We start from the raw sequence: 17583 nt of genomic DNA on the forward strand, positions 1-17583 counted from the left end.
CGCCCTCTGCGACCTGCAGGCTTTGAGCCCTTCCGCCCTTGACGCCAAATTCCGCCGCCATCATAGTAATAGGTAGAAAGTGAAGGAGGCGGACGGCATGGCAGAACGGATCCTGATTGTGGAGGACGAGGAGAACATCGCGCGGGTGCTGCAGCTCGAGCTGGAGTTTGAGGGCTACGAGGCCGGAGTGGCGCACGCGGGGGATGAGGGGCTGATCAAGTTCCGCGAGGGCGGATGGGATCTCGTGCTGCTCGATCTGATGCTTCCGGGGCTGTCCGGGCTGGATGTGCTTCGCCGTATCCGGGCGAGCGACACGGCGGTTCCGGTCATTTTGCTGACGGCGAAAAGTGATGTGGAAGACAAAGTGGCGGGACTTGACCTCGGGGCAAACGACTACGTCACGAAGCCGTTCGAGATCGAGGAGCTACTGGCGCGCATCCGGGCGATGCTGCGTGTGGCGAAGGCGCTCATCGGGGCAAAGGAAGAGACACCGGAGCATATCCACTCGTTCGCGGGACTTACCATTAATGAAGAAACACGCGACGTGACCCGTGACGGCCGCGCCATCGAACTGACCCCGCGGGAATACGATCTGCTGCTGCATTTCCTGAAACACCCGAACCGCGTGTTCGAGCGTGAGCAGCTGCTGGATGCGGTATGGGGATTTGATTATTATGGCGACACGAATGTCGTCGATGTGTACGTCCGTTACGTGCGCAAGAAAATCGGTGACGGGCTCATCCATACGGTCCGCGGCGTCGGCTATGTGCTGAAGGAAGCACCGAAATGAAGCTGAAAACGAGGATCCATGTGTTCACGACGTTCCTCATGTTCCTCATCCTGACAGGGCTCAGCATCGGCATCTACTTCCTGTTCGAGAAAATGACCTACGAGCGGCAGGCGGGGCAGTTAATCGAGAGAGGGGAGGAGCTGACCGCCGAGCTGAATGAAATCGCTCCCGCAGACGCGAACATGGTCATCCGGGCCTATATGCCGCCGGACGGCGCGCTGCAGATCATAGGGGAGGACGGGCGGGTAATCCGCAAAGTGGAAAGCGACAGCCGGCTGCGTAATTTCACGGCTGAACCGGCCGGCGGCGAACCGTATACCATTAATGAAGTGAAAGGCGTGCCCGCCGTGACGGTGGCCATGCCATTTATCAGTACGGGCGGTGAAGTGGCTGAGCTCCGCATCACACAGCTTGCGGACGACATCGCACACGAACTGGCCTTGCTCAGGCTGATTCTGATCGGGCTCACCGCCGCCGCGATGATCCCGGTCATTGCCTCGAGCGTCGCACTCGGCCGTCTCGTCACCCGGCCGATCAACGTGCTTACCGGCACGATGCGCGAAAACCGGGAAAAGGGCGCCTATGAGAAAATCGATGAAGGCCACGGACGGGATGAACTGCATGAGATGGCGCTTGCCTACAACGACATGATGGATCAACTGGGCCGGAACTACGAAAAGCAGGAGCGTTTCGTCTCCGACGCCTCCCATGAGCTGAAAACGCCGATCACCGTCATCGAAAGCTACGCGCGCCTGCTGAAGCGGCGCGGATTCAATGACCGGAGCGTAGCGGTTGAGGCCGTCGACGCCATTTTGTCGCAGGCCGTCCGCATGAAAGACCTGACCGCACAGCTCCTGGACCTTGCCAGGTCCGACCGGGCGGCCGCCTATATGTTCAAGCAGGCGGACATCCGGGATATCGCCGAAGAAACGGTCCGGCCGATGCGCCAGGCGTACGGCAGGGAATTCTCGATTGAGGGACCGGACAAACTCCTTGCCGACACCGACCCGGACAAACTCCGTCAACTGCTGTTCATCCTTCTGGACAACGCACGGAAGTACAGCGACGGCGCAGTCCGCCTTACGTTGGAAGAAAGCGGCGGCCGCGTCGAACTTGCCGTTGCCGACCACGGCCCGGGCATTACCGAAGCGGACATTCCGCACTTGTTCGACCGCTTCTACCGCGTCAACAATGACCGGAACCGCAAAACCGGCGGCACCGGCCTCGGCCTCGCACTCGCCAAGGAAATCGCGGACGGACTCGGGGCGGAGCTGAGTGTGGAAAGCATCATCGGTGTCGGGACGGTATTCAGGATTAGCTTTCCTTCAAAATGGCAACAGGCAGGAAGCGGTCCAATGCCGGAAAAAAAGAAGAACCCGGGGCGAACACCAACTTGAATCCCCGACCCGCCAGTCAGGCAGACCAATGAATACGCAGCAATCAGAACGTCAGGCCTCTCACCGTTTTTTAATATTGGCTTTGTATAATAGGTGAAAAGAAGGGGGTCGTTCATCATGGATAAACGAAAATGGCTATGGCCCTCGGCGATCGGGGCGGCGGCTTTGGTCGTGGTCGTTGTGGCTATCATGGCCCTTCGCGGTGGCGGGGAGGCGATGGCCGCGGCTGACGTCGAAGACAAGCTCAAGCAGATGTACGGCGGCGAAGTGCAGGAAATCGTGCAGGACGGCGACGTCTATCGAGTTACGCTCGAACGCATAGACGGCGTTTTCGAAGCGGTCGTCGACAGCGACGGCGGCGCCATCATATCGCTGACCAAGGCCGAAAGCGTCGACCCGATCCCCGAAGCGGACATGAAAGTGAAAGTCGCGGAGCAATACGGCTCAGAACCAGTCGTGCTCGAGCTGAAAGATAACGTCTACAGCGCAACCGTCGAAGACGAAACCCGAACGACAGAAGCTGAGTACGACGCAGTCACCGGTGAGCAGATCAAAGAATCCGTGACCGAAAAAGAACCGGCCGGGCCTGCACAGGAAGAAGCGCCTAAGCAGTCCGTCCGGCTTACACCAAGTGAAGCCGGAGACATCGCTGTCAAGGAGATCCCGGGAGAGCTGGATGATGACATCGACTTCGAGGATACCGAAGACGGCGGCTACTACATGGTCCAGGTCGAAACAGCAGATGACCGGGAAGCAGATATCCAAATCCACGCCATCACTGGTGAGATTTTGACCATATCTTGGGACGATTAAGGTTGCGTTTCTATCAGTGATGGATTCAATATTTTCACCGGTATTGATGCCATTCTAGAATAACCATGATCAGGATTTTGAAAAAGCTCTGCTATGCAGGGCTTTTTATTTTGGACGAATTTACTGGATTTTTAACATTCGATTTAAGATCAAGACCTAATACTATTGAAATGATAGGAATAAGAGGTTTTAAAAAAGCAGAAAATCAATTATTTATTAGAATTTGAGTGATATTACCCATTGCAGGAAATAATATTGATAAGTTGTAAAATGATGTATATGATAAATATGGCAGTATAGTAAATTCAGACTATTATCCAATGAGTCTTTTGGTTTAACAGGATTCACTGCTCTATGATACATAATTTTCAATCCTATTAAACGAGGGGAGACCATTAGACAGGAAGTAACGGTGCGAATTCTATTCTGCAAAAAAGAGAGAGAAGAGGGGAAACTTTGAAATCATTCGACTTCAAAAAGAAAATGGGGGCAAAGCAACAGACTACTTTCCGCCGGACAAGACGAGTTGTTGCCTCATCAGCACTGGTGACAGTTATTGGTGTGGGAACTTCAATGCCAGTAGATGCAACCGAGACAACCAAGACTGCGGAAATTATGCACCAAGATGAACAGACCACAGAAGCAACGGTTGCTGAAAAAAGTGAATCTATCACTTTAGATGAAAATACAGATTTCGTAGATGAGATGGAAGACGTGCTTTTGGATGAGCCGAACGATAAAGAAGCTGAGGATATGGAAACTAAAGAAGAGGAACTAGAGGCAGATGGGGAAAATGACATCGAGGCAATTGAAAGTACAATTGTTACGCCTAATGAAGAAAAGATTAATGAACAATTGACTGAAGCTGTAGTTGCTGATAAGGATAATGTAACGGATGAACACTCTGAAGAAGCTGATAAGGAATTTAAGGTGGATGAATTCTCACATTCAAATGCACAACTGTTAGATAAACCCGATGTAGCAAATCACTTATTAACTGATCAAACAACCTTTATAGCTGGTTGGGCGAAAAAAGGCGCTTCTGTATATTTAAAGGCAAATGATCAAGTCATTGAAGCCGAAGTTACTTCTGGATACTTTGAATTTAGATTAAATGAACCGTTTCCAAAGGATACTGTTGTAGAAATCTATCAAACTATAGATGGTACAAGCAGCGAAGCTGTTCAGTACATTGTTGAGAAAGACACAACTGAGTATTTGCCTGCTCCAACAATTAATCCATTTACTATGAAAGACGAATATATCAAAGGAACGGGAACACCGGGGAAAACTATTGGACTTGTTATAAACGGTTCGTATGAACGGTGGTATGGAATTGATGAAAACGGAATTTTTGAAATCAAGAATATTTTCCCCTTCGGGACGCAGTTAAGGTTCTTTGAAGCCCACAAAGCTGATGAATATGATGGGATAAGTAGTTATGTTGACCTAAGGGTACTAGGAGAGAAAAATGGTAACATTAAAAAACCTAAAGTGGTGGAATCTGTAATATCGGAGACAACTACAGTTATTAATGGCAGTGGCGTTGAAGGAGCTACCGTTTATGCATTGGTTAACAGTGAAGTGGTAGGGCATACGAAAATCGGGGATATCGAGACTGAAGAGAAAGAAAGTATACAGATGATGTTCATGGCTTTTGCTTCTATATCAAACCAAAGTGACTCCGACCTTGTGGAATACACCCTCAAACTTGATAATGAGAGGCTCCAAGGTGGAAGTACGATTGAATTGTTCCAGGTTGACACAGAAGGCAACCAGAGTGAATCAACATTCGTCCAGGTGGCTATGGAAGCTACAGGCGAAGAAATACTTGTACCACCAACAGTGAATGATGTTAAAGAAAACTCGGGGGAAATTACAGGGGGCGGAGCTGTACCCGGAGGCTACTTGACGGTAAGAGATGGAAAGGGTAATCATGCTATTGCCATTGCAGATAAAAACGGAGATTTCGTCATTGACCTAGGAAACTTGGAACTCACTGCAGACCATACAATAACCATCGAACAAGTGGATTCTGACGGGAATTATAGCAAAATCGTAGTAATCGAAGTTCAAAAAAATGCTGAGCCGGAAGATAGTGTAGAACAGCCAGAAGAGCCGACCACTCCAGGTGATGGGGAGGAACAACCTGGAGAACCGACCGAGCCGGGAGACGAAGAAGAGCAACCTGGAGAACCGGTTGAGCCGGGAGATGGAGAAGAACAACCTGGAGAACCGACCGAGCCGGGAGACGGAGAAGAGCAACCGGGAGAACCAACTGAACCGGGAGATGGAGAAGAACAGCCGGGAGATCCGACAGAGCCAGGCGGAGAAGAAGAGCAGCCGGGAGATCCGACAGAGCCAGGCGGAGAAGAAGAGCAGCCGGGGGATCCGACAGAGCCAGACGGAGAAGAAGAGCAACCAGATGATCCGACTATTCCAGGTGATGGTGCAGAACAGCCTGAAGAATCAACCAATCCAGGTGACGAAGAAGAGCAACCGGAAGAATCAACTAAGACAGATGAGTCTGATGAGGAAACGGTTCATAAAGATGAAGATGGTAAAAAAGAGAGTGGTAATTCAACAACTGATGAAGATCAATCAGAGGACGTGAATTCCTCAACTAACCAAAGTGCTACCAATGGTGGCTCAAAGGAGAATTTCTCCGTGAACGAAGAGTCCGGAGAAGCAAACGGAAAGAAGCTGCCGAAGACAGCCACCCTTGTAGGAGGGGTAGGTGCCGCAGGAGCGGGAGCGATTCTGCTCGGTCTAATTGCAAGGTTATTCGGACGCCAAAAGAACACAAAAAAATCTAATATTGGGTAATGCAGTATCTTTTGCGATGACTTTTCGTTCGTATTTGCGGGGTCAGGCTGCTTATAACAATCAGGGCCGGGGGATATCCCCGGTCTTTCTTTTCCTGTAGGTAATGGATGAGGAAGAAATTGGCTAACATGTTTTTTCTCATGAATCTCTAATCTTCTCCTCAGTGTCCCTTAATCCAGCGAGGATATGATAAGGACAATAACAAACGAGGAGGAAATTAACATGAAAAAACGTTGGTTCATTGCACCGGTCGCAGCAGGGGTTCTGGCAATCGGAGGCATGGCGGCTTTTGCAGAAGACACAGGGAAACTCGCGCCGGTCAATACGGCTGAAGCGAAAGTGAAGCAGGTGGCATCGGGCTGGATTTCGGCGGATGAGGCAAAGACAATTGCAATTGAAGCGGCAGGCGGCGGAGAAGTCCGCGAGATGGAGCTGGATCGCGAAGACCAAGAGTATGAGTTCGAAATTCGCGGCGAGTCCGGCGAAGTAGAGGTCAAGGTTGATGCGAAATCCGGAAAGGTCTTGAAGACCGAACAGGATGACGAGGATGACGAGGATGACGAGGATGACGACCAAAACGACAGCAAGGCTGCTCCGGACAACCTGATTAAGGAAGAGGAAGCGATCAAGATCGCGAAAGCCAAGGCCGGCTCGGCAGCCGAAGTGATTGAATCCGAGCTCGATGAAGACGATGGCCGCTGGAACTATGAAGTGGAACTTCGTGATGACAAGTTCGAATACGAAGTCGACATTGACGCAGAAAACGGCAACATCATCAACTTTGAAAAAGACGAAGACTGACCGAACATGAAGACCGCTGCCCGATTGGGCGGCGGTTTTTTTGTTGTGCGCCCGTCATGGGCGTAGCCTATAGCGTGCAAGTCCCGAACTGCGAAGGCAGATGGAACAGTTGGCTAAACGCAAGGGTATCCGCAGTGAGGCGGAGTCTGAAGAAAGCGGGGACAAACCTCCGCTGATGACAAAATCTTTCGGTCAAAAGGAAATGAATTAGCGGGCGAATGTGTTTCGGTTTTTATATTTCCAAAATTATTTTTTCACACCTATGTCCAAGAAGGATTCGACACAGCATAGGTCGAATTCAATGGCTGAACCGGGAAAATTGTACTACCGCCCAAGATTATATATGGTCGGCGAAGGTTGCCGGTCTCCGATATAAAAAAGATTCATAAAGGGAGAAGGGGGATTTATATGAGGTCGTTCGATTATAAAAAGAAGATGGGGGATAGTCGGAGGTCCGCAGCCGGCCGGATGAAGCGTATGATTACAGCTTCAGGTGTCACTGCAGCGCTGGTTCTCAGCACATTGCCATCGGGTGTTCCGGTATCTGTCAGAGACAAAGCCGAGGCCAGTATGATGGCTCAGACGCAGGAATCCGTTATGACGCTGGATGCGGAGCTTTTGGAAGAGGAGGATTATTATCGGCTGTCCTTGAATCTTTCGGGCAGCGGAAACGGGGTCGGGACGCCGGAGAGTGCAGCGGCATTCTATGCTCCGACCCTGTCCACTCGGTTGATGGCCACAGGTCCTGTGAATGTGGACATCGATGTCGCTCCACTCAGCATGACAGAATTGCCGACCCTGTCCAATACTACACAGCCGATTTTAGAACAGGCGGATTTACTGGCTGTCGAACTGCAGGAATTCCTGGAAAGGCCGGTTGATGGGGAGAATAGCCTTAAAGTATCCGATCTAATTCGTATCGAAGGTATCGACGGCCTGCACGAAGCAATCGCTGGATTTGCAGAACCCGAAATGCTTTCTGACCTGTCGGATTACAGTGGAGAAGCCCCGATGGATGTCCGAGAGAATGGTGGGGCCATAGGTGACTTTTCTGAAGCGCTCGATGCACAGCTTGAAACAGAAATCGAAGAGGGTATCCGACAGGCGTTAAAACAGTTGAACGTTGCTGCAGAAAATCTGAATGTAATAGAGAATCAGGCGGATGAACAGCCTCAAGGGACTGGTAATGAAGAACAGCCGGAAGAAGACATCAATTCCTCCGATGGCGGAGTGATGACGGAGACAAGTCTTGCGGAGGAGGTCGTCCTTGATATTATCAAACCGGCTCAAGAAGACCTCTCCAGACTGACGGGGGAACTGCAAACGGTTTTGGGTATCCAACCCTCAGAGTGGACCAAAGATTTTGAGACAGCCAAAGTAATCGGACATATCACGGCACACGCCGAACTCCGTTTGCCGAAACCAGCTTATGTGGATGGAGACATTACCATTAGAGGCGGTCTGACAGTGGCTGATCCAAGCGAAGAAGAGCTTCGGGCACTTACTGCGACAGATGAAGTCCACTTCGATGAATCCAGGCAGGTGGTCATTATTCCGGACAAGCCGAATCCGTACTGGATCTTCGCAGGGGACACCTTCGTGATAGGTGAAGGGCTTGTCGGCGCTACCGTATTTGCAAGGTCTAATGGGGGCTATATTGGCAACGCCAAAGTGCAGCCGCCGTACTCCCTCTTCTCTGCACAGGATGTTGTGGTGGGCAACAATGGTATTTTCGAAATGGTACTTGACAGGCCGCTGGAGGAAGGAGAATTCATCGATTTTTATCAGATGACAGAAGATGGCCAAGAGAGTGAGGTTTATCGCGCGCAGGTACTTCCTTCCCCGCAGGACGAGGAATGGAATCCTACGCTTGAGATTCCTGTAGTTGATGATATTTATAATCTTGATTACTGGATTACCGGCACCGCTACACCAGGTAATCTTGTGGGAGCGTTTACCGAAGAGGAATTCTTAGGTATGGCTGAAGTGATGGAGGACGGCTCTTACTTCATTGAATTGGAATCCCAGCTAGAAGTAGGTAGGGAAGTCGCCTTATTGCAGGTGAATGACGAGGAAGAATACAGCGATTTCGTCTTTACTGTAGTCAAGGAATCCGTGGCGACACTCGAAGCCCCAAAAGTGAATGATGTCTATGATACCGATCTCGAAATCAACGGCACTGCTGGAGCTAATAATGCGGTGTTTGCAATCGTGGACGATGAACTCATCGGCATTGCAGAGGCGGATGGTGAAGGGAACTATGCCATTGAACTGTTTGAACCGCTTGAAGCGGGAACGGTGATCGATTTGTTCCAGGCTTCGGAGGACGGCGAATACAGCGACTTCGTCTCAACGACCGTATTGAAGACGGGGGACGCTGTGAAGGTGGACAAGCCGAGTGTGGATCCGATCACCGATGCCGATCTTTCCATCACGGGTGAAGGTAAGGATCAGCACAGCATCATCGCCTACGTGGATGGGAAGGAAATCGGAAAGGCTGACGTCAATGAGGATGGCGATTTCTCGATCAAACTACAAGAAAAGCTCAAGGCTGGAACGAAAGTTGAAGTCCGTCAGTCCGACCCGGATGGCAAGTTGAGCGAACCGGTTCAAGTGACCGTTGAGAAAGCAGCAGAATCCGGCTCAGGCTCGGACTACAAGGCAGAGTCCGGTACGAAGGGTACGAGCGGTACGAGCGGCAGCAGTTCCGGACAAAAGCTTCCAAAGACAGCGACAGCGACCGGTGCATTGGGGCTGGCAGGAGGCGGTGTTCTCCTCGCGGGTCTGCTGATGAGGCGCTTTGCACGCAAGGGAAAAAACGTTCAGTGAAGCAACCGGGGAAACCCGGTATTAAGAAGGAAGGAGTGAGCATATGAAATGGATCAGCAACATCCTGATTGTCATCGGAGCGGCAGCGCTCGTGTTTGCGGGCTGGTCCTATTTCAGCCACTCGAAAGCGCAGGAACAGTCGCTCGTAGAGGCCAAGGAACGGCTCGAACAGGGCCAAAACGGCACGAAGACAGATGCAAACGCAGAGGCTTTCAAAGCCGCATCCGGCGATGCAATCGGCCTATTGCAAGTGCCGAAACTCGGCAAGGAATTGCCGATTGTCGAAGGGACCGACCCTGACGCTTTGATGAAGGGGGTGGGGCACTTGACCGAATCGGTGTTCCCGGGGCAGAACGAGCAGATTCTGCTGGCGGGGCACCGGGACACCGTATTCAAGAGGTTTGCGGAGCTCGAGATCAGTGACACATTCATCGTCCAAATGCCTTACGGTGAGTTTGAGTACGTGATCCGGGATACAGAAATTGTGGATGCCGATGACACCTCCGTGATCCGAAGCATGGGCGAGGAAGTCCTTGTCGTCTCGACATGCTATCCCTTTGATGCATTGGGCTCCGCTCCGGAACGGTTCGTCTTTTACGCGTATCCCGTTAACTGAACATCAACCCTCCATCTTCTTTTGATGGAGGGTTGTTTTTTGTGTACAAAAAAAGGATCCGCCGACAACCGGGCGGATCAAAGACCTGCTTTCTCTAAAAGGGGGAAATAGAGAAGTGGGGCTGGTCATAGGTTACCCGGTCCGTCGGATTTTAATCCTAAAGAAATGAATTTTCTTTAATTTTCCCGTCCAATCAGCGGAGGAAGGGGTTCCGCACTTCTTCTTTCCGCAAAAAATGCCCGCCGACATCGCCGGCGGGCCAGGACCTGCATTCTCTAAAAGGGGGAAATAGAGAAGGGGTTGGTTATAGGGTACCCGGTCAAGAGGAAAGTAATCATTATCCGGGTAATCGTTCAATTATCCTTTTTGGGCAAGTTTGTGGTCAGCCGACAGGACGGAACGGTCGGCGAGTACAAAGTACAGGGAAGCCGCAAGCAGGATCAGATCCAGTTCATAGCCCGCCATCTGGCCATTGCCGAGGAAGCCGAGTGAAAGCTTTGCGGTAAAGATGGCACCGATCATGATGATGGCGAAAAGAATACCGACAATCTTTGTACCGATGCCGAGAATCATCGCCAATCCGCCGACAAGCTCAATGGTGGCTACGGCATAGGCCATCAACCCCGGGATGCCGAGGCTATCAAAGTACCCGACCGTATTGGCAATGCCGCCCTGGAACTTAACCAGTCCGTGAATGAAGAAGGTAAAACCGAGGATGACCCTCAAAATGACTTTCGCGATATCGTTCTTGTCCATATCTAAACTACTCTCCTTTTGTTTTTGAGTTACTTAATATAACTATGTATCGAGCTATTTTTCTTATGACAACGCAAAAAATGCCCGCCGACATCGCCGGCGGGCCAGGACCTGCATTCTCTAAAAGGGGGAAATAGAGAAGTGGGGTTGCTAATAGGTTACCCGCCTTGCGGGGAGTTATTCATGTTTTCCCAAAAAACTTTCGGAGTTTCCGGTAAAATGATGGAAAAGGGGGTCTGCGTAATGGAATTCACAGTGTTTTTGGTGGAGGATGACGAGGCGATTTTCCGGTCACTGTCCAACAAGCTCGGGCAGTGGGGGCTGTCGGTCATGGGCCCGGACGATTTTCACAGGGTGATGGAAGTGTTCCGCGCGGTCGGCCCCCATCTCGTAATTCTCGATATCGGGCTGCCGGCGTTTGACGGGTACCACTGGTGCCGCGAGATCCGTGCGGAGTCGAACGTGCCGATCGTCTTTTTGTCGTCGCGCGACCATCCGATGGACCAGGTGATGGCAATGTCGATGGGCGCCGACGACTTTATCCAGAAGCCGTTCAACTCGGACGTCCTGCTGGCAAAGCTCCAGGCAATTCTCCGGCGTACGTACGCCTATACCGACGAAAAGCCGGATATTGTGGAATGGAACGGAGCTATCCTTGATCTGAAGCGGGGGACCATCCGATCAGGCGGCATCGACGTCGAACTGACGAAAAATGAATTCTTCATTCTCGCGGTCCTCGTCGAGTCGCGCAACGAAATCGTGACACGCGATGAATTGATCCGGAAACTCTGGGATGACGAGCGGTTCGTGAACGACAATACCCTGACTGTGAACATCAACCGCCTGCGGAATAAGCTCGAGGAAATCAGGCTGGGGGACAAGATTGTGACAAAGAAGGGCATGGGGTATGTGGCAGTGGAGGACAAATTAGCCTGACTGAACGCTCAGTCAAACCGGTTTCCGTCCACTTACCCGAAGATATCGTTCACTTTCATTCGGATATCGAGCACTTTTAGAAAGATATCAACCACCCCCACCTGGAAGGAGGCAAACTCACCGTGTTCATCCCCTACCTAAAATCCCGTCTCCCATGGATCCTTTTCTTCCTCGGCGCTCTCCTTCTCGCAGACCTGATCATCCTCCTCGATGACGGAATTGAAATCGAAGCGGCGTCCGTCGTGTATATGAATGTTCTTCTGCTCGCCGTCTTCACCCTGTTCATCATCTGGCGCTGGCGGCGGGAAACGGCGTTTCTCCGGGAGGCATCCAGGTTGTCCGATGAATCGCTCCGGGAATGGGAGGAGCTGTTGCCGAAGCGGCCGACCGGCCTGGAACAAACGACGGCTGAGCTGCTCACCGCTGCTTCCCGGGTCCACCGGGAGGAGCTGGCGAAGCTCGCCGATGCGCAGTATCTCGAGGCGGATTACGTGGCGGCGTGGGTGCATGAGGCGAAGGCGCCGATGACGGCGATGAAGCTGATTCTGGATGAGCACCGGGCAGACCCAGCCGTGCGGCGGCTTCAGTCGGAGTGGCTCCGCCTTCATCTTCTGATCGATCGCCAGCTGTACATTTCGCGGATGCCGACGCTTGCGGCAGATTTCCTGCCGGAGACGTCGAGCGTGCGCTCGCTCACCGTACCTGAAGTCCGGGAACTCGCCGCTTGGTGCATGGAAAAGGATGTCGCCGTCGAACTGAAAGGGGACGATCTTTCTGTTCGGACCGACGTGAAATGGGCGCGGTTTATCATCCGCCAGATCCTGACGAACGCGGTGAAATACAGCCCGGTCGGCGGCACGATCTCCATCACGGCCGACTGCTCCCCCGAAGAAAACGTGCGGCTGCGGATCACAGACGAAGGGCCGGGGATCCCGGCGCATGACCTGCCCCGGATTTTCGAAAAAGGCTATACCGGGGGCACGGGCCGCATTCATAACGCCGCGACGGGACTTGGTCTGTATCTGGCCGATACGGTGGCCAAGAGGCTCGGCATCCAACTGTCCGCCGCCTCGGAAAAAGGGCGGGGCACCGTCCTCACGCTGACATTCCCGAAAGACAATGAGTTTGACCGGATCATGGGTGGCTAGCATTTTCAGAGGTGGCCAACAGGACCGAGTCCAAAATAATATCAGATGTGATTCTGGCAAGCCGGAGAACCGTATCCAGCCGGGTGCTGTTCAGTGAATCGGCGGGATAATGCGGGTCAAGATGGTTCACGATGCCCTTGAAATGACACGCGCCCACGCCTGGCAGCGGATTCCGGACGGCATAGCCCGGAATTAAAGGGCCTTCATTGAAAAGAATGGAGCCGATCCGGTCGGTCACTCCCAGGCAGGCATCCACACTGACAATGAGCGGTTCCCGGGTCCGGCTGCGGATCTCCCTGAGTGTCTGCTGGATATTCAGGGCGTGGACGGGGTCTTCGATGGTTCCATAGAGGGGATGGGGGAAACGGCTTTCCTTCAGCATCGATCCGACAAAGGGACCGTAGGAATCCCCGGTCGAGCGGTCCGAACCGATACATAAAAAGACGACATCGCCATCATGTGTTTGATAGAGCCGAGCGAGCTCCTTTGCAATGTGGCGCAGCACATCGTCATCCGGTGACCCGGTGAAGTAACGGTAAGAAAACTTGGGGTCGCCTGTTATGATCGTTTTTCTTCCGACAAAAGGAAACATCGGCCGGCCTCCTTCCTGAATATGATTCTGCTTTCGACAGAGAAAGGGCAAACCCTCTTTTTGGGCAGTCAGGAAGCGGAGTTTGGCCGTTATGCTAAGATAGTCAGAGAAAAGGAATCAGGCAGGAGTGCACCAGGATGAAACCAACAGAAAAACAAATAATTAAACGGCCGTTTATCGAAGCGCTGCTGTGCGGGCTGACAGGCGGAGCCGTATTTTCTTGGATCGGCCTTCCGCTTGCCTGGATGCTCGGCCCGCTGACGGCCGTGATCCTGTGGAGCTTGCTGACAAAACGGACACTCTACTGGCCAAAAAGCTTCAAAAATGGTGGCCAGGTCCTGCTCGGCTACGGCATGGGCCTGTCATTTACAGCGGAAAGCGCCAGACAAATCACTGGCCAGCTGCCTTCCATGACGGTCGTCACCGTGCTCATGATTGCCGGCGGACTTGGCCTTGCCATGCTCGCTTCAAAGCTGACCGGCATCAACATTCCGACTGCGGTCATGGGGACGACGCCGGGCGGACTGTCCCAGATGACGATGCTGAGTGAGGAAATCCGCGGTGCCGATCCGACCGTAGTCACCTTCATGCAGACGATCCGGATGCTGTCCGTCACCTTCATGGTTCCGATGCTTTCCACCTATGCCTTCTCGGAAGGCGCGGCAACAGGCGCTGGCTTTTCTTCCGTCGGGACGGGTGCAGTTGGCCCGTTGCAGGTAATCACAGCGGTGGGAGCCGTTTTCGCCGTGACGGTTTTTGCCCTCCGGCTCCGATTCCCGACCCCGTGGATCCTCGGCCCGCTGATTGCGGCCGCCATCCTCACAGTGAGCGGATTTGGCCCGCCCGGTCTGCCGCCAATCCTGACCGTGCTCGCCCAGCTGCTCCTCGGTGTTTATCTGGGCATCAGCATCCGTCCGGACATGCTGAAAGACTGGAAGCGGCTGCTGCCGTTTTCACTCGTGACCGGACTGCTCCTGGTCGCATTTGCCCTGCTCCTGGCTTACATCCTTCACCGGATCCACCCGATGTCCCTCGCAACGGCATTCCTGTGCATTGCGCCGGGCGGACTGCCGGAGATGGGCGTGACCGCACAGGAGATCCGGGCGGACGTCTCGATGGTTGCCGCCTATCAGCTGTTCCGAGTGCTGTTTATCCTGTTTATCGTTCCGATTTTCCTGAGGATTATCTTTGGCAGGCAGGATGCGGTAAAGAATATGGCGGAATCTATCTAGCAGATTTGAACATCCGAGAGATCTCGGATGTTTTTTTCGGTGCAAAACAGGATCACGCCAAAATAGCCAGACTTTTATCCTCCGCCTAAGTACCCGTATCCAGAAAGATAAATAGTCACATCGGTAGATTAAAAATATTCTGACTATATGTATACTGGTTTTAATAAAGGAAAGCACTCATTTTTAGTTAGTTAGTAACTTTTACTAACCAACTTGTATGCGCTTTCTTTTAAAATCAATTTCATGAAAGGGGCGAGAAATGTGAATAGGTTTTGGTACGCTGTGCTTTCCGTCTTGCTGGTGCTGTCCGTGCTGCCGCAGGCCGTCCAGGGAGAAAATCAGAATGCGCCCGACGTGGAACTATGGAATGCCGTGAAGCCGTTGGATACGACGGTCACGTTCCTCAACACGGGTGCCCACCCGGATGACGAACGCAGTGACTTCCTCGCTTATTTGTCGAGGGGGCTGGGTGTGAAGACGGCCAGCCTGATCGCCAACCGCGGGGAAGGCGGGCAGAATGCGATCGGAAATGAGTTGGGGAATGGGCTCGGCATCATCCGTTCCAACGAGATGATCGAAGCAGCCAAAGTCAATGGTGTTAAAGCCTATCACCTGAGCGACACCACCTCGGACGCCATCTATGATTTTGGCTTCTCGAAATCTCCGGAAGAAACACTGGAGAAATGGGGAGAGGAAGTCACCTATTCACGTCTTATCGAATTCATCCGAACGTATCAGCCGGATGTGGTGATGCCTTCTTTCCTTAATGTGGACAGCCAGCATGGGCATCACCGGGCGATCAATGTCCTGTCACTAAAGGCTTTCGAGGATGCGGCCGATCCGACGGTCTTCCCGGAACAGATCGAGAACGGGCTGGAACCTTGGCAGATCAAAAAGCTCTACCTGCCGGTTTCGAAGGATGAAGCGACTGTGTCCATTGAGATCGGTGACTACGATCCGATTTACGGAATGAGCTATCCACAGTTGGGTGAAGCGTCACGCTATCTTCATAAGAGCCAGGGCATGGGCCGTGACGTTCCGGTTGAGCCTCGCCAGGTTCACTTGAAACTTGCTGAATCCGCGGTGCAGGAGGAGTCCGGCAACCTGTTCAGCGGAATCCCCTATGACTTTGATGAATGGGCGAATGATATTTCAGATCAAAAGCTCAGTGAAACCCTCCGTTCCCTTCAGCAAGAACTAGACCGGATCGTTGAACTTTATCCGGATCGGGGAGCCATCCTTCCTGACTCCCAGAAGGCGCTGCGCGATGTAAGGAAACTGGCCGGGGAAGTGGCAGCATCCAAGCTTGACCAGAACGTCAAGAATGATCTTCTCCACAAGCTGGAGCTGAAAGAGGAGCAGCTTGTTGAAGTAAGCCGTGTGGCCTCCGAACTGACTGTGGACATTTCCATCGGCTCTTACGTGCTTACCCAGGGTGAGCAGACGGAAGTGGAAGTGACAGTCACCAATGAAGGAAGCCGAAAGCTTCACCATATTGAAGCGGCACTTCTGACTCCTGAGGACTGGAAACACGAAAAGGCCGCTAAGCTCAAGCATTTGAAACCTGGTGAATCCAAGACAGCCAGCTTCACGGTAAAAGTGCCGGAGGATGCGAAATACTTTGAGCCTTATGCCGAAGCTTCTATCCAGGCACAACTGTCATTCAAGGAGAATGGAGTGGATACAACATTTGTCAGTGACCTCGACAATACGGTCAGTGTCCTGCCTGAACTGGGCGTTACGCCTGATCCGGTCAATATCACGGTAAATACGGCTGATGTGCAGGAAACGATTCCGGTTAGCGTGAAAGTGAAGAACTACGCTGATGCTTCTCAGGAAGCAACGGTTTCTCTGAACCTGCCTGAGGGGTGGATCAGCGAGCCGGCATCGGCTGAAGTGAATCTGGAAGAGCGTTTTGAGGAAAAGAGCGTGTCATTCAATCTGATTCCACCTTCACAGGTGGAAGAAGGAGAGTTTGCGATCGAGGCCATCGCCGAAGCGAATGGCAAAACGCACAGCACGACCGTGCAAGAAATCAAATACGAGCATATCAATGACTCTTACTATCTGTATCCTTCCGCCATCAACGGCGTCGCATTTGAACTCCTGAAGCCGGAAAACCTGAAGGTCGGATACATCGACAGCGGCTTTGATACGATTGCCGATTCGTTTATCAATGCCGGTTTCGACATCACCAAGCTGACGCCTGAAGACCTGGCATCAGCAGATCTTTCACAGTACGACACAATCGTGACGGGTATCCGCGCCACACTCGGCAGGGAGGACCTTCTTACAAATAACGATCGGATCAAGGAGTACGTGCGGAACGGAGGACACTTTGTCATGCAGTATGTCACAGCTTCCGATCCGTGGGATGCAGAGCTGACGGCTCCTTATCGCCTGAAAATCGGTACACCGTCCATCCGGTGGCGCGTGACCGATGAGAACGCGGAAGTGACCGTCACCCAACCGGATCATCCGCTGTTCAACTATCCGAATAAAATCACCGACAGTGACTGGGACAACTGGGTACAGGAGCGCGGTCTCTACTTCCCGATGGAATGGGATGAGCGCTTCGAGACATTCGTGTCGATGGCGGACCCGGGAGAAGACCCGTTCACGAGCGGAATCCTCATGGCTGAATACGGAGAGGGGACCTATCTGTATACGAACCTTGTATTCTACCGTCAGGTCGGTGCACAGGTGCCGGGCGGTTACCGGATCTTCGCAAACCTGATCAGCTACGGAGCCGATCAATAAATCCGAGTGCCGAAAGCATAGACTGCAGAGACCAAGTCTGCAGTCTATATTTTTAGGAAGAAAAGGAAGAAAAGTTTATAAAAGCGG

General features: G+C 52.3%; 13 protein-coding genes. 11 read left to right on the forward strand and 2 right to left on the reverse strand.

Translation table 11 applies throughout. The annotated features are described in order from the left end of the window. Positions 1-97 precede the first annotated feature (97 nt). The 7 genes from KHA84_RS05080 to KHA84_RS05110 all read left to right on the forward strand — a co-directional run bounded on the left by KHA84_RS05080 (position 98) and on the right by KHA84_RS05110 (position 10072). The gene (locus tag KHA84_RS05080) at positions 98-790 is read left to right on the forward strand and encodes a response regulator transcription factor (protein WP_213422452.1); all 693 of its coding nucleotides are present in this window, start codon (positions 98-100) and stop codon (positions 788-790) included. Next, positions 787-2187 carry a sensor histidine kinase gene (locus KHA84_RS05085; RefSeq protein WP_213422453.1) on the forward strand — a complete coding sequence of 467 codons (1401 nt, stop codon included), beginning with the start codon at positions 787-789 and terminating at the stop codon, positions 2185-2187. Before KHA84_RS05080 ends, KHA84_RS05085 begins: the two co-directional genes overlap by 4 nt. A gap of 117 nt (positions 2188-2304) precedes the next feature. After that, positions 2305-3000, forward strand: coding sequence for a PepSY domain-containing protein (locus tag KHA84_RS05090; protein ID WP_213422454.1), 696 nt, complete (start codon positions 2305-2307; stop codon positions 2998-3000). 456 nt (positions 3001-3456) lie between these two features. Continuing rightward, a complete protein-coding gene (locus tag KHA84_RS05095) occupies positions 3457-5826 on the forward strand; it encodes an Ig-like domain-containing protein (protein WP_213422455.1) in 2370 nt (789 codons plus the stop codon). Between the two features lie 222 nt (positions 5827-6048). After that, the gene (locus KHA84_RS05100) at positions 6049-6627 is read left to right on the forward strand and encodes a PepSY domain-containing protein (protein WP_213422456.1); all 579 of its coding nucleotides are present in this window, start codon (positions 6049-6051) and stop codon (positions 6625-6627) included. Between the two features lie 408 nt (positions 6628-7035). After that, positions 7036-9456: an Ig-like domain-containing protein gene (locus KHA84_RS05105; protein ID WP_213422457.1), complete on the forward strand. Its 2421-nt coding sequence runs from the start codon at positions 7036-7038 to the stop codon at positions 9454-9456. 43 nt (positions 9457-9499) lie between these two features. After that, the gene (locus KHA84_RS05110; protein WP_213422458.1) at positions 9500-10072 is read left to right on the forward strand and encodes a class D sortase; all 573 of its coding nucleotides are present in this window, start codon (positions 9500-9502) and stop codon (positions 10070-10072) included. 357 nt (positions 10073-10429) lie between these two features. Here KHA84_RS05110 and KHA84_RS05115 read toward each other — a convergent pair whose 3' ends face one another. Beyond that, on the reverse strand, positions 10430-10828 hold the full coding sequence (locus tag KHA84_RS05115) for a DoxX family protein (protein WP_213422459.1): 399 nt from the start codon (positions 10826-10828) through the stop codon (positions 10430-10432). A gap of 243 nt (positions 10829-11071) precedes the next feature. On the opposite strand from KHA84_RS05115, the gene KHA84_RS05120 reads away from it, so the two are divergent. Next, positions 11072-11764 (forward strand): response regulator transcription factor, encoded by a 693-nt coding sequence (locus KHA84_RS05120; protein ID WP_213422460.1) that lies wholly within the window; start codon positions 11072-11074, stop codon positions 11762-11764. Positions 11765-11886: 122 nt separating this feature from the next. After that, entirely contained in the window at positions 11887-12912 is a 1026-nt protein-coding gene (locus tag KHA84_RS05125) for a sensor histidine kinase (protein ID WP_213422461.1), read from the forward strand. Here the strand turns inward: KHA84_RS05125 and yyaC are convergent. Next, positions 12899-13504, reverse strand: a complete 606-nt coding sequence (gene yyaC, locus KHA84_RS05130; protein WP_213422462.1) for a spore protease YyaC — start codon at positions 13502-13504, stop codon at positions 12899-12901. The genes KHA84_RS05125 and yyaC overlap by 14 nt on opposite strands. 137 nt (positions 13505-13641) lie before the next feature. Between yyaC and KHA84_RS05135 the strand changes: the two genes are divergently transcribed. Both KHA84_RS05135 and KHA84_RS05140 read left to right on the forward strand, forming a co-directional pair. Continuing rightward, positions 13642-14736, forward strand: a complete 1095-nt coding sequence (locus KHA84_RS05135; protein ID WP_213422463.1) for an AbrB family transcriptional regulator — start codon at positions 13642-13644, stop codon at positions 14734-14736. A gap of 261 nt (positions 14737-14997) precedes the next feature. Beyond that, positions 14998-17496, forward strand: a complete 2499-nt coding sequence (locus tag KHA84_RS05140; RefSeq protein WP_336511094.1) for an NEW3 domain-containing protein — start codon at positions 14998-15000, stop codon at positions 17494-17496. The last annotated feature ends 87 nt before the right edge of the window (positions 17497-17583 follow it).

It is taken from the genome of Bhargavaea massiliensis (genome assembly GCF_018390575.1).
Lineage (GTDB): Bacteria > Bacillota > Bacilli > Bacillales_A > Planococcaceae > Bhargavaea > Bhargavaea massiliensis.